Origin of the sequence: Micromonospora sp. NPDC006766, from assembly GCF_040636055.1 — a bacterium.
Taxonomy (GTDB): Bacteria; Actinomycetota; Actinomycetes; order Mycobacteriales; family Micromonosporaceae; genus Micromonospora.
Map to the genome: position 1 here is coordinate 112,689 of NZ_JBEYIX010000008.1, position 13,360 is coordinate 126,048.

Here is a 13,360-nt window from a genome sequence, read left to right on the forward strand (position 1 = left end):
GCAGCAGTCACCCACGGTTGCTGCTGCGTATATGGCTGCAAAGCAAAGCGGCCGGCGGGGTTAGTCGGTTGGGAATGCGTCGCCGCAGAGTTGACCAGTTCAACAGGGCATCTGGGAAAGAAACGGCACCGCTACTCCGCATCGGCGATCCCACCGCTGTCACCGAGCGTCACATGCTCGCCCGACAGCCGCCAAATCACGCAGCGTCATCGCTGGTCGTACGCCATGAGCCGGTCGCGCCACCCGCCGCCCCGGCCGGAGCCGGGCCGACCGGGCCGCGACGGTAGCATCTGAGGGTCCCACCTGACCGCCTGGACGGAGCGTACGGAGCAGCATGCTCGACATGGAGTTGATCCGGAAGGATCGCGAGGCGGTGGCGACCGCGCTGGCGAAGCGTCTGGATCCCGCCGAGGTCAACCGGGCGCTGGACGAGATCCAGCGGCTCGACCAGGAACGTCGCGCCCTGATCACGGAGATCGACGCCGAGCGGCAGCGCCGCAAGGCGGAGGCGCGGGCGTACGCGCAGGCCAAGCGATCCGGCGGCACGCCGGAGCCGGTCGCGCCGGAGGCCGAGCGCAAGCAGCTCGCCGAGCTGGAGTCCCAGCTGGACGAGGTGCACTCCCGGCTGCGCACCACGATGAGCGAGCTGCCCAACCTGCCCGCCGACGACGTCGTCGCCGGTGGCAAGGAGGCGAACCGGGTTGTCAGGACCTTCGGCGAGCCGCCGGCCATCGAGAAGGTGCGGGACCATGTGGAGCTGAGCCGCGCGCTCGGCCTGGTCGACCACGAGCGCGGCGTCAAGCTCGGCGGTTCCGGCTTCTGGATGTACACCGGGATGGGCGCCCGGCTGGAGTGGGCGCTGGTCAACTGGCTGATCGAGCAGGACATCCAGGCCGGCTACGAGTTCCTGCTCCCGCCGCACCTGCTGCTGGACAGCGCCGGTTTCGCGGCCGGGCAGTTCCCCAAGTTCTACGACGACGTCTACCACCTGGACCGGCAGTCCGCCCCGCGCGGGCAGTTCCTGCTGCCCACCGCGGAGACGGCGATCCTCGGGGCGTTCCAGGACGAGATCCTGGAGACCGCGAAGCTGCCGCTGAAGGCGTTCGCCTACACCCCGTGCTACCGCCGGGAGGCGGCCGGGTCGCACTCGGACGAGCGCGGCACCGTGCGCGGCCACCAGTTCAACAAGGTGGAGATCTTCCAGTTCACCCTGCCCGAGCAGGCGGACACCGCGCTGGCGGAGATGGTCGGCCACGTGGAGGGCCTGGTCGAGCAGTTGGGCCTGCACTACCAGACCAGCCTGCTCGCGGCCGGTGATTCCAGCGCCTCGATGAAGAAGACCCTCGACATCGAGGTCTGGATGCCGAGCACCGGCAAGTACAAGGAGGTGTCGTCGGTCTCCTGGGGCGGCGACTACCAGGCCCGCCGGGCGGCCATCCGCTACCGGGAGCCGGGCGGCAAGCAGACCCGTTTCGTGCACACCCTCAACGGTTCGGCGCTGGCCACCAGCCGGCTCTTCCCGGCGATCCTGGAGCAGTTCCAGCAGCCCGACGGTTCGGTGCTGGTGCCGGAGGTGCTCCGCGACAAGCTCGGCACCGACCGGCTCACCCCGGTCCGCTGACCGGTCGACCCGCAACGCGGGGGTCGGGCTTCGCCCGGCCCCCGTCTTTTTCCCCTAGACAACGACACATTTCCATGCGTTGACAGCTGCTGCAAAACGCTTGTAACCTTGCGGAAAATTTCAGGCGGATCTGCAAGAAGCAGGAGTCCCCGATGCAGCAAACTCAACGTCGCTCGGCGGTCCTCACCCTCGGCCTGGCCGCCAGCCTGCTCGTCCCGACCACCGTGGCGGCACCCCCGGCCACCGCGGCCACCCCCGGCAGCAAGAAGGTCATCGTCCAGCTCTTCGAGTGGAACTGGACCTCGGTGGCCAGCGAATGCACCACCCAGCTCGGCCCCAAGGGGTACGGCTACGTCCAGGTCTCCCCGCCACAGGAGCACGTCACGGGCAACCAGTGGTGGCTGGCCTACCAGCCGGTCAGCTACAAGATTGAGTCGCGCAAGGGCACCCGGGCACAGTTCCAGTCCATGGTGAACACCTGCCACGCCGCCGGCGTCAAGGTGATCGTGGATGCCGTCATCAACCACATGTCCGGCCAGGACAACGGCGGCACCGGCTGGGCCGGCACCGCGTACGGCCACTACAACTACCCCGGCACCTACGGTTCGCAGGACTTCCACTACTGCGGCCGCAACGGCAACAACGACATCGTCAACTACTACGACCGCTACGAGGTGCAGAACTGCGAACTGGTCAACCTCGCCGACCTCAAGACGGAGTCGGACTACGTGCGGTCGACGATCGCCGGCTACCTGAACGACCTGCTCTCACTCGGCGTGGACGGGTTCCGGCTGGACGCCAGCAAGCACATGCCGGCCGCCGACATCGCCGCCATCAAGGGCAAGCTGTCCCGCTCGACGTACCTCGTGCAGGAGGTCATCTACGGCGCCGGTGAGCCGATCCAGCCGACCGAGTACACGGGCAACGGTGACGTGCACGAGTTCCGCTACGGCAAGGACCTGGCCCGGATGTTCAACAGCGAGCGGCTGGCGTACCTGAAGAACTTCGGCGAGTCCTGGGGCTACCTGCCCGGCAGCCAGGCGGTGGTCTTCACCGACAACCACGACACCCAGCGCGACGGCGGGGTGCTGACCTACCGCGACCGGGGCGAGTACGCCCTGGCCAACGCCTTCATGCTGGCCTGGCCGTACGGCACCCCGGCGGTGATGTCCAGCTTCACGTACAGCAACCGGGACCAGGGCCCGCCCTCGGACGCCGGCAACAAGACCTTGAACACCGTCTGCTACTCCGGCTGGGAGTGCGAGCACCGCTGGCGGGTCATCGCCAACATGGTCGGCTTCAACAACGCCACCCAGGGCGCGGCAGTCGCCAACTGGTACGACAACGGCTGGCAGCACATCGCGTTCAGCCGGGCCGGCAAGGGCTACCTGACCATCAACGACGAGGACTATGCGATCACCGGCCGCTCGTACTACACGGGTCTGCCCGCCGGCCGGTACTGCGACGTCATCCACGGCGACTACAGCAACGGCTCGTGCAACGGGCCGGTAATCACCGTCGACGGCAACGGCTGGTTCGCCGCCAACGTCCCGGCCCACGACGCGATCGCCATCCACGTCGGCGCGAAACTGTCCTGACCACGCAAGGGCCCGCCGTCGACTACAGTGCGGATCGTGCTGTCTGGCCGATTGACATCGCGGCGGGCCCTCGGCTGGCTGCTGGCCGCGCTCGGCGTACCGCTGCTGCTGGTGGCGGCGCTGCTGGCCGGAGGAACGCTGACCGGCACCCCGGCCCCAGCCGCCGCACCGGTCGGCACCACGCCGGCGTCGCCGACCGCGAGCCCGGCGCCGGAGGGATCCGTGCCGCCGGCCGCCCCGGCCCCGAACGAACTGCCGGTGATCACGTACGCCCCGGCACCCCGCGGGTTCCCCGCCGACCCGGGCGTGGGCGACATCCGACCGCTCACCGCGGGTCTCGCGCCGGCCCGCATCATCGCCGCGTACGACGCGCCGGGCGGGCGGCCGCTGGCCTTCCTCACCCCCAGCATCAGAGGCGCCAAGCTGACCATGCCGATCGTCGACCGGCGGGCCGGCTGGACCGCGGTGCTGCTGCCCTCGGCGAACCGCCGCATCGCCTGGCTTCCGGCCGACGGCTGGACCGAGGTCGCCCTGCCCGACCAGATCGTGGTGGAACGCCGATCCCACCGGCTCACCTGGTACCGGAACGGTCGCGCGATGCAGTCCTGGCAGGTCAGCCTCGGCATGTCCGGGCAGTCCACCCCGCTCGGACGCACCTTCATCCTCGGCCGCACGCCCCCGCCCGAGGCCGTCTACGGCGGCGTCGACGTCCTCGCCCTGGGCGCGATCCCCGACGACCCGGACGCGGTGCCGACCGGCCTGCGCGGCGCCCACATCGGGCTGCACAGCTGGTACACCGACGCGCAGCTCGGAAAGAACGTCACCAACGGCTGCATCCGGTTGACCCGCAGCGGCCAGCGCAAGCTGCTCGCCGAGGTGCCGCCGGGCACCAGCGTGGTGGTGGTGGACCGACTCCGCACCCCGCCGGCGACCGCCTGACCGTCGAGAGGGTCGCCGGCCGTCCGGCCCGGCTCACTGGCCGAGCAGCCAGCCGTTCTCCTCGGCGACCCGGACCGCGTCGGCCCGGTTGCGGGCACCGGTCTTGCCGATCGCCGAGGAGAGGTGGTTGCGGACCGTCCCCTCGGAGAGGTGCAGGATCGCCGCCAGCTCCGCCACGGTGCCGCCGGACCGCGCGGTCCGCAACACCTCGGTCTCCCGCTCGGTCAGCGGGCTCGCCCCGCTGGCCAGGGTCTCCGCGGCCAGGGTCGGGTCGACCACCCGCAGCCCGGCGTGCACCCGACGTACCGCGTCGGCGAGCTGCCGGGCCGGGGTGTCCTTGACGACGAAGCCGCCCGCGCCCGCCTCCATCGCCCGACGCAGGTAGCCGGGGCGGCCGAAGGTGGTCACCACCAGCACCCGGCAGTCGGGCACCGCCGCCCGTAGCGCGGCGGTCGCGGCGATCCCGTCCAGGCCGGGCATCTCCACGTCGAGCAGCGCCACGTCGGGCCGGGTACGCCGGGCCTCCGGAACCACCTCGTCGCCACGCCCCACCTCGGCGACCACCGTCAGGTCCGGCTCCAACGACAGCAGCGCCGCGAGGGCGCCCCGCACCAGCGCCTGGTCGTCGGCGAGCAGCAGCTTGATCACGCTCATCAGGACACCGCCGGCAGGGCGACCCGCAGCAGGAAGCCGCGCCCGTCGGGGCGGCGGCCGACGATGACCGTGGCGTCCAGCCGCCGCGCCCGCTCGCGCAGCCCGACCAGGCCGTGCCCCGCCGCGCCGGACTCCCCGACCGGCCCCCGGCCGTCGTCGCGCACCTCGACGGCCGAGTCGTCCACCCGGATCTCGCAGCGCCGGGCGCCACTGTGCCGGACCACGTTGGTCACCCCCTCGCGTACCGTCCAGCCGAACAGCTCGTCCGCCTCCGTGGAAAGCTGCGGCACCGTCTCCGGCAGGTCCGCGGCGATGCCCGCGGCGGCCAACGCCGAGCGGGCACCGGCCAGCTCCGTGGCCAGGCGCACACCCCGGTACGCCCCGACGGTGCCGCGCACGTCGGCGAGGGCCTGCCGGGCCAGCCGCTCCACGTCGGCGATCTCGGTGGCCGCCCGGGCCGGGTCCAGCTCCAGCAGCCGGCCGGCCAGCTCGGCCTTGACGGCCACCACGGTCAGCGAGTGGCCGAGGATGTCGTGCAGGTCGCGGGCGGTGCGGGCCCGTTCCTCGGCCACCGCGAGCCGGCGGATCTCCTGCTGGGCGGCCTGCAGCTCGGCGTTGCGTTGGGTCAATCGGCTCACGCCGAACATGGCGAACGAGGCGAGCAGGACCGCGAAGACGATGCTGTCCTTCGACTTCCAGCCGGGCACCAACGCGGCCGTGACCGCCGGGGTCAGCGCGGCGACGACGACCATCGCCAGCGCCTGGCGCCCCGGCAGCAGGAACACCGCCGCCGCCGCGACGAAGGCCAGGGTGGTGAGCCAGTCGCCCTCCGTACCGGGAATTCCGGCGAGCCCGAGGCCGACCAGCGCCGCCAGGGCGATCCAGGCCCGGCTGCGGGGGATGCTCTGATGCGCCTGCCGGCGGGCCCGCGCCCACTGAAACACCAACACGTAGCAGACGCCGAAGGCGACGAGGGTGGATGCGCCCAGCACCCGCCGCCACAGTTCGGGCTGTTGCAGGGCGGTGACCAGCGGGATGTTGAGGAAGATGAGCCAGACCGCGGCAAGCAGCCAGCCGGTGACCCGCCAGTGGTTTCTCGGCTGGCTGCGTTCCGGCGGCGGGTTCACGGTGAACACGCTAACCTCCCGCCGCGACCGTCAGACGCGGCTGGTGTCCCGGCGGAACAGCCGGGCCGCGCCGAGACCGAACACCGCCGTCCAGGCGGCCACGTTGCCCACCGCCGCCCAGTCCAGGCCGTCGCCTGTCAGCGGGGCCCGGGCGAGCTGGCCGACCCCGTACACCGGGGTGAACTTGGCGATCTCCTGGAGGGCGTGCGGCAGCATCTCCAGCGGCACGAAGAGCCCGCCGAACATGGCCAGGATGGCCAGGATCGGGCCCATGAACTGCATGACGTTCTCGGCCGGGGCGAGGTAGCCGACGAAGAGCCCGAAGGCGGCGAAGACCAGCGACCCGATCCAGGCGGCCAGGCCGGCGAGCAGCCAGACGTCGGCCGGCAGGCGTACGCCGGCGGCGGCGCCGACCGCGAACTCGACCAGCACGCCGACCAGCCCGAGCACCATCGCGGTGGCCGCCTTCGTGGCCACGTACGCGGCCGGGTGCAGCGGGGTGAGCCGCAGCTGCCGGCTCCAACCCAGGGCCCGCTCGGTGGCGACCGCCGCCCCCGCGCTGGTGGTGGCGACCATGGCCGCGTACACGGCGAGGCTGATCATGATCCAGCCCATGACCGGGCTGCCGTTGGGCAGCTCCTGGCCGCGCTGCGGCAACCCGAACAGCAGGAAGAACACCGCCGGCATGATCAGCGTGAACATCAGTGTCCGGCGGTTGCGCAGCAGGCGGCGGACCTCGATGCCGAGCACGGCTGTGGAGAACCCGCCGAGGGCCGGCGGACGGCGGTCGGTCGGACGGTTGGACGACGTGGTGGTGGACGAGGCGGCGACGGTCATCGTCAGGCTCCGATCGGCTGCGCGGGGTCGGTGGTCAGGCTGTCGGTGGTCCTCAGGCCGTCGGTGGCCGTCAGGCTGTCGGTGGCCGTCAGGCTGTCGGTGGTGAGGGCGAGGAAGGCGTCCTCGAGCTTGCGGGAGGTGATCTCGACGTCCCGGGCGGCGGTGCGGGTGAGCAGGTGGCGGGCGACCGCGTCCGAGTCGTCGGTGCGTACCAGCACCACGTCACCGCGTACCTCGACCGCTCGGACGCCCGGAAGCGCGGCGAGGGCGGCCTGGTCGGCGCCCGGCAGGGTGGCCCGGACGATCCGGCCGGCAGCCAGGTTCTTGATCTCGGCGGTGGTGCCGTCGGCGATGATCCGGCCCTGCCGGACCAGCACGATCCGGTCCGCGTACGCGTCGGCCTCGTCGAGGTAGTGGGTGGCGAAGATGATGGTCCGGCCGGCCCGGGCGTCGGCCCGGATCGCCTGCCAGAAGTCCCGCCGCCCCTCGACGTCCATGCCGGTGGTGGGCTCGTCGAGCACCATCAGGTCCGGGTCCGGCAGCAGCGCCAGGGCGAAGCGCAGCCGCTGCTGCTGCCCGCCGGAGCACTTGCCCACCGGGCGGTCGGCGAGGTCGGCGATCCCGGCCCGCTCCAGCACCTCGGCGACCGGCCGGGTGTACGCGTGAAAGTGCGCGGTCATCCGTACCGTCTCGGCGACGGTGAGATCCTTGAGCAGGCCACCGGTCTGCATCACGGCGGCGACCCGGCCGCGTCGGACGGCGTCGGACGGCGTGCCGCCGAAGAGCCGGACCGTGCCGGCGTCCGGGCGGGCCAGCCCGAGCAGCATGTCGATGGTGGTGGTCTTGCCGGCACCGTTGGGGCCGAGAAAGGCCACCACCTCGCCCGGCTGGACGCGGAGGCTGAGCCCGTCGACGGCGGTGACGGGGCCGAAGGTCTTGGTGATTCCGGCCAGCTCGACGGCCGGTGGGGTGTCGGTCATGACAATGATGCTCCGGGGAAGGCCCCTGCCGCCCCCGGAGCATGCGTCATCTTCCACCCGTGACATTTGTCAGGGCTCTGGGTCGGCGGAGCAGATCCGGTCGGGGAGTGAGTGTGGCCGGGCCGGGTAACCGCCGGGGTCAGCACACCGCGACACCGGGAGGTCACCATGGCGGCGCCGACGGGACGAGTCGACACGATCGTGCTGATCCACGGGCTCTGGCTGACCCCACGCAGTTGGGAGCACTGGGCCGACCGCTACCGGGCGCGGGGCTTCCAGGTGCTGACGCCGGCCTGGCCCGGTATGGACGCCGAGGTCGAGGAGCTACGGGCGAACCCCACCTCGATCGCCGAACAACGGATCGCGGACATCACCGACCATTACGCCCGGATCATCCGCGACCTGCCCCGCCCGCCGATCATCATGGGGCACTCGTTCGGCGGCCTGATCGCCCAACTCCTGGTCGCCCGGAAGCTGAGCGCCGCCGCCGTGGCCGTCCATCCCATCCCGGTCGACGGGGTGCAGGAATTCCCGGTGAGCACTCTGCGGTCGGTCTTCCCCGTCCTGGACAGCCCGACCCACCTGCACCAGGCAGTGCCGATCACCCCGGACGACTTCCACTACGTCTTCGGCAACACGATGAGCCGGCAGGACTCCGACGCGGCCTGGGAGCGCTACGCCGTCCCCGCCGCGGGGCATGTCCTCTTCGAGGCCGTCTTCGCCAACCTCGAACCGGGCGGAGTCACCAAGATCGACAGCCACGAGTCCGACCGGGCACCGCTGCTGCTGCTCGCCGGGGACGCCGACAACGTCGTGCCGCCCCGGGTGGTGCGCCTCAACGCCGACATCTACCGCCCCTCCCGGGCCCTGACCGGGTATCAGGAATTCCCCGGCCGGTCACACTTCGCCATCGCCGCCCCAGGCTGGGAAGAGGAAGCCGACTTCGCCCTGGAGTGGGCGATGGAAGCCGTCAACGAATTCTCCCAACCCGTGGTCACCCACCCCCCCACCCACCGCTAACCCCGCCCACCCACCCCGCCCGCCCCTCCCACCCGCCCGCCCCCGCCCCGCCTGTCGATCATGGAGTTGTGGCACTGGACGAAGCCAACCTTTCGGACAAGACAGGCGCCACGCCTCCATGATCAACGCGGCTGGGGAGTGCGGAGGCGGAGGGTTTGGCGGATCTCGTGGAGCAGGTAGTCGGGGCGGAGGTAGAGGTCGCGGTCGGTGAAGTAGCGCATGGTCCAGCCGTGGGCAGCGAGCCAGTTCATTCGGGTCCGGTCGGCGCGCAGGCGGTCCCGGGTCAGGTGGGATCTGCCGTCGTACTCGATGCCGACCTTGTGGACGCGGTAACCCAGGTCAAGTCGGACAACCGGGTTTCCCCACTCGTCGGGAACCCAGAGCTGCGGCTCGGGCGGGGGCAGGCCACCGTCGATGAGCACCAGACGCAACTGGCCGTCCAGAACGCTGGCGAACAGGCCTCGGGCACCATCGTCGCCAGCAACGTGACCGGCCCGACCGCCGGCAGCTGGACCGCCGGACCGGCCGCGAGCACCTCCACCTGGCGCAGCAGCTCCGGATAGAAGCGCTCGAAGAACCGTTCCTCGTCCGTCACCGGCACCCGAATCGCCGACCCGGACAGTGCCCGCAGCATGCCGGACGGCATCGTCCCGGTCAGCGGCGCCAACCACAGCGTTCGTTTCCCGGGCGGGACCCGGCGCCATCCTGCCTCTCCCACCAGGCGGCGCCGTGTGCCGGGTCACCGACGAGGACCGATGCTCCGCGCGGATCGGCGCCCCGTCGACCGCCAACGTCGACTGCAGCACCAGGTCCCCGTCGGCCCGGTCGACCCGCACCGACAGCCGGGCCGGCCGACGACCGAGCACGACCGGGCCCGGCTGTTTGCCGGCCGGTACGAGCGGCAGCCGTCGCCAGCCGCACGATCTCGCCGAGCAGTCGGCGGTGCCGTTCGTGCTGTTTTGACCTACTGAGGTGTGGGTAGTTCAACGACGACCGGTTGATCCCGGAACGGACCCAGCCGGCGCGTCCGGGCACCACCGGATGCAGGGCGATTCGGAAGCCATCCGTTTCGTCGGGGCCGGACGGCGTGACCTCGAACTGCAGGCCGAGAGCCGGCTGTTCGTTCGGCGGGGCAACCGGGTGCGCGGCGACGTCGCGGACCAGAGCGGAGATCGCGTTTTCCCAGTTCGGCGTCTTGGGTGCCGGGCGGGGGTTCGAGCAGCTCCGCGGTGGGCAGCGTGGCGAGGAGCCCCGGCCGGCGGTCGGATCCCACTGCACGTCGACCAGCTCGCCGCGTTCGAGGTGCCGCCGGGCCTGTACGAACGCGCGGGTACCGACGATGTCGTACAGCCCCGCCTCGGCCAGGCTCAGCGAAACCCGGGCATGGGCTCGCTGTCGGCGGGTATGACGGGGTCATGAGGGCGAGCTTCCGCCTTGGCCGGATATTGGGAGTGCCGGTCGGGGTCAACTGGAGCGTCGTGGTCATCTTCGCGCTGATCGCCTGGGCGCTGGCGGCCAGTCTGTTCCCACGCTCCTACCCCGGCTATTCGACCTTCGCGTACGTGGTGGCGGGCCTGGCCGCGGCGGTGGTGTTCTTCGGCGGCCTGCTCGCCCACGAGTTGGCCCACTCAGTCGTGGCCAAGCGCAACGGAATCGACGTCGAGGACATCACGCTCTGGCTCTTCGGCGGCGTGTCCAAGCTGAAGGGCGAGGCGAAGGATCCGGGCGCCGAGCTGCGGATCGCCGGCGTCGGCCCGCTGGTGAGCCTGCTCATCGGAATCTTCTTCGGCGTGATCGCGGCGCTGGTCGGCCTCACCAGCGGGCGCGGCCTGCTGCTCGGCGTACTGTCCTGGCTGGCCGGCATCAACATCCTGCTGGCGATCTTCAACGTGCTGCCGGCCGCCCCGCTGGACGGCGGGCGGCTGTTGCGCGCGGTGGTGTGGCGGGCCACCGGCGACCGTACGAAGGCGTCGGTGGTGGCCGCCCGGGCCGGCTGGGGGCTCGGCATCCTGCTGATCGCCGTCGGGCTCTGGCAGTTCCTGCGAGGTGCCGGGATCGGCGGGCTCTGGCTGGCGCTGATCGGTTGGTTCCTGATCGGGGCCGCCAACGCAGAGGAGCGCCAGGCGCGGATGGGCAGCGCGCTGCAGGGGGTACGCGTCGCCGACGTGATGACCCCGCAACCGCAGACCGTTTCCGGGGAGCTGACCGTCGCCGACTTCGTGGACCACTATTTGTTCGCGTACCGACACACGACGCTGCCGCTGGCCGAGGACGGGCGGCCGGTCGGCCTGGTCACCCTTGACCGGGTACGCGGCATCCCGGCCGACCAGCGCGCCACCACCACCCTGGCCCAGGTCGCCTGCCGCGCCGACGACCTGGTGCTCGCGCGCCCGGAGGAGCAGCTCACCGAACTACTGCCCCGGCTCAGCGACTGCGCCGACGGCCGGGCGTTGGTGGTGAGCGACCAGGGGCTGGTCGGGATCATCTCGCCCAGCGACATCAGCCGGGCGGTGCAGCGCGGCAACCTGCGCGACCAGGTGGCCGCCGGGCGCCATTAGTCAGTCGCGGGGGCAGTAGCGGTCCAACTCGTCGGTGCGGAACTTCCCAACCGGGTCGAGGTCACGCAGCAAGGCCCGGAAGTCGTCGTACCGGGGGTACGTGGCGGCCGGGTCGCGGGCGAAGAGCTTGCCCCAGTGCGGGCGCGGGGCGAACGGCGTCAGCCGCTCCTCCACCTCGGCCAGCACCGGGGCCACGGCCGCCGCGTCACCGATCCAGGTGAAGTGGATCGCCAGGCTGTCCCGTTCGTGATTCGGGCTGAGCCACAGCCCGTCCGCGGCGACCGTACGCAGCTCGCAGACCTGCAGCACCGCGGCGATCCGCTCGGCGGCCGGGTCGAGCGCGGCGAGCGCCTCGGCGGCCGAGGCGCGGGGCACGTGCCACTCGGACTGGAGTTCGTCGCCGCTGCTCGGGGTGAAGCCGAGCCGGAAGTGCGGCAGCCGCTCGTGCCACGGCCCGGGCGCGCCGAGCTGGGCGGTGCAGTGTTCCGCCGGCATGCCGGGCACCGGGTGGCAGGGGGCCTCGGCGGCGACGGTGTCCAGCCAGTCCGCCGGGGGTGGCGGCGCGTCGGCCCGCTGTTTGAGCCACACCTGGTCCAGCCGGGACGAGCGCCAGTTGGTGAAGACGCTGACGCTGTACGCGGCGGCGCAGGCGGCACCGAGCGCCTCGCGGGGCAGGCCCAGTCGGACGTACTGCCGGATGTGGAAGGTGGGCACCACGTCGAGGGTGACCCGGGTGACCACCCCCAGCGCGCCGAGGTTGACCACCATCCCGGCGAACCGTGGGTCGGCGCGGTCCACGGTGAGCAGGTCGCCGTCGGCGGTGACCAGTTCCAGGGCGGCCACCGCGGTGGCCAGGTTGCCGTGCGCGACGCCCGACCCGTGGGTGGCGGTGGCCACCGCGCCGGCCACCGAGATGTGCGGCAGCGAGGCGAGGTTGGCCAGCGCGTACCCGTCGGCGTGCAGGCGGGTGGCGACGTCGCCGTAGCGCAGGCCGGCGGCGACGGTGACGGTGCCGCGGTCCCGGTCCAGCGCGACGGTGGGCGGCAGCCCGGCCACCGAGATCAGCTCCCCGGTGGTGTCGCCGAGCCGGTTGAACGAGTGCCCGGTGCCCACCGCCCGAACCCGGTCGGCCCCGGCCACCAGCCGCCGCAGGTCGTCCAGCGTGGACGGCCGGTGCCGCGACCGGGCGGCGTACCGGACGTTGCCCGCCCAGTTGTGGCCGGCCCCGGTCACGCGGTCGCCGCCGGGTCGGGGTTCTCGGCGAGGGCGGCGTAGAGCGCGTCGAGCACGGCGTCGACCTGGCCGATGTCGTACCCGCGCAGCGCGAGCTCGATGCCGGCGGCCCGGGTCTGCTCGATCTCCGCACGGGCGGCCCGCCGCTCGACCCAGCCGCCCGTGGCCAGTGTCTGCTCGGCGCGGCCCACCAGCCTGTCCACCTGCCTCTTCTCGTAGCCACGCAGAGCGGTGTTGAACGCGATCTCCATTCCGACGCGCCAGCCGGCTGGCAGGGTACGCGCGTCGGTGAAGCGGCCACCGGAGTAGCGGGTCAGCGTCACCGCCACCTCGTCGGGGTTCTCGCGCACCTGGGTGAGGTCGAGCAGCTCCACGGCGGGCCGCCCGTCGCCCGGGTGGCGCGCGGTGGTCGGCAGATCCGGCGGCAGGCCGGCCCCGGGCACCCCGACCAGCCGGGCCGCGTCGTCGAGGGCGAGCGCGTCGAACTGCTCCCACCGGTACGTGCCGCGCAGGCCCGGGCGGCGCACGTCCAGCCCTTCCGGGCCGATGACGAAGCGGAACGGGCGCACCGCGCCGAACAGCACCGCGCCGCCGACCACCACGACGCCGATCGCCGCCAGCTCGCGCAGCAGGGCGCCTTCGCCGGCCATGGCGAGCACCATCGTCCCGCCGGTCACGCAGGCGACCGCCAGCGGCAGTGCTCTGCGGCTGCGGTGCAGCTCCATGTCGCCCCCGATCCGACGCCGTCCGGGGGCATTATCGTTCAACCTGTCAAGACACGTCCGGCCGCTAC

General features: G+C 72.1%; 12 protein-coding genes. 5 read left to right on the top strand and 7 right to left on the bottom strand.

All coding sequences use genetic code 11. From position 1 onward, the window contains the following. Nucleotides 1–334: 334 nt before the first annotated feature. The 3 genes from serS (at nt 335) to ABZ671_RS11640 (ending at nt 4,158) form a co-directional block, all read left to right on the top strand. Nucleotides 335–1,621: a serine--tRNA ligase gene (serS, locus tag ABZ671_RS11630; RefSeq protein WP_357855156.1), complete on the top strand. Its 1,287-nt coding sequence runs from the start codon at nt 335–337 to the stop codon at nt 1,619–1,621. Between the two features lie 152 nt (nt 1,622–1,773). Next, the gene (locus ABZ671_RS11635; protein ID WP_357855159.1) at nt 1,774–3,219 is read left to right on the top strand and encodes an alpha-amylase family protein; all 1,446 of its coding nucleotides are present in this window, start codon (nt 1,774–1,776) and stop codon (nt 3,217–3,219) included. Nucleotides 3,220–3,255: 36 nt separating this feature from the next. Next, entirely contained in the window at nt 3,256–4,158 is a 903-nt protein-coding gene (locus tag ABZ671_RS11640; protein WP_357855162.1) for a L,D-transpeptidase family protein, read from the top strand. 33 nt (nt 4,159–4,191) lie between these two features. Here the strand turns inward: ABZ671_RS11640 and ABZ671_RS11645 are convergent, their stop codons facing one another. The 4 genes from ABZ671_RS11645 to ABZ671_RS11660 are packed head-to-tail and all read right to left on the bottom strand — an operon-like array spanning nt 4,192 to nt 7,756. Continuing rightward, nucleotides 4,192–4,806, bottom strand: a complete 615-nt coding sequence (locus ABZ671_RS11645) for a response regulator transcription factor (RefSeq protein ID WP_357855321.1) — start codon at nt 4,804–4,806, stop codon at nt 4,192–4,194. 5 nt (nt 4,807–4,811) lie between these two features. Next, entirely contained in the window at nt 4,812–5,948 is a 1,137-nt protein-coding gene (locus ABZ671_RS11650; RefSeq protein WP_357855164.1) for a sensor histidine kinase, read from the bottom strand. A gap of 21 nt (nt 5,949–5,969) precedes the next feature. Then, nucleotides 5,970–6,776: an ABC transporter permease gene (locus ABZ671_RS11655; RefSeq protein WP_357855167.1), complete on the bottom strand. Its 807-nt coding sequence runs from the start codon at nt 6,774–6,776 to the stop codon at nt 5,970–5,972. A gap of 2 nt (nt 6,777–6,778) precedes the next feature. Beyond that, entirely contained in the window at nt 6,779–7,756 is a 978-nt protein-coding gene (locus tag ABZ671_RS11660; protein WP_357855170.1) for an ABC transporter ATP-binding protein, read from the bottom strand. A gap of 168 nt (nt 7,757–7,924) precedes the next feature. Here ABZ671_RS11660 and ABZ671_RS11665 point away from each other — a divergent pair, with 168 nt between their 5' ends. Then, complete coding sequence (locus ABZ671_RS11665; protein ID WP_357855173.1) at nt 7,925–8,776, top strand: alpha/beta fold hydrolase; 852 nt, start codon at nt 7,925–7,927, stop codon at nt 8,774–8,776. Between the two features lie 122 nt (nt 8,777–8,898). Here ABZ671_RS11665 and ABZ671_RS11670 read toward each other — a convergent pair whose 3' ends face one another. After that, nucleotides 8,899–9,207: a DUF559 domain-containing protein gene (locus ABZ671_RS11670; RefSeq protein ID WP_357855176.1), complete on the bottom strand. Its 309-nt coding sequence runs from the start codon at nt 9,205–9,207 to the stop codon at nt 8,899–8,901. Between the two features lie 984 nt (nt 9,208–10,191). On the opposite strand from ABZ671_RS11670, the gene ABZ671_RS11675 reads away from it, so the two are divergent. Further along, nucleotides 10,192–11,334: a site-2 protease family protein gene (locus tag ABZ671_RS11675; protein WP_357855179.1), complete on the top strand. Its 1,143-nt coding sequence runs from the start codon at nt 10,192–10,194 to the stop codon at nt 11,332–11,334. On the opposite strand, the gene ABZ671_RS11680 is transcribed toward ABZ671_RS11675, so the two are convergent. Beyond that, nucleotides 11,335–12,567, bottom strand: coding sequence for an FAD-binding protein (locus ABZ671_RS11680; protein WP_357855183.1), 1,233 nt, complete (start codon nt 12,565–12,567; stop codon nt 11,335–11,337). Continuing rightward, entirely contained in the window at nt 12,564–13,292 is a 729-nt protein-coding gene (locus ABZ671_RS11685) for a hypothetical protein (protein WP_357855186.1), read from the bottom strand. The genes ABZ671_RS11680 and ABZ671_RS11685 overlap by 4 nt, the downstream gene beginning before the upstream one ends. Between the last annotated feature and the right edge of the window lie 68 nt (nt 13,293–13,360).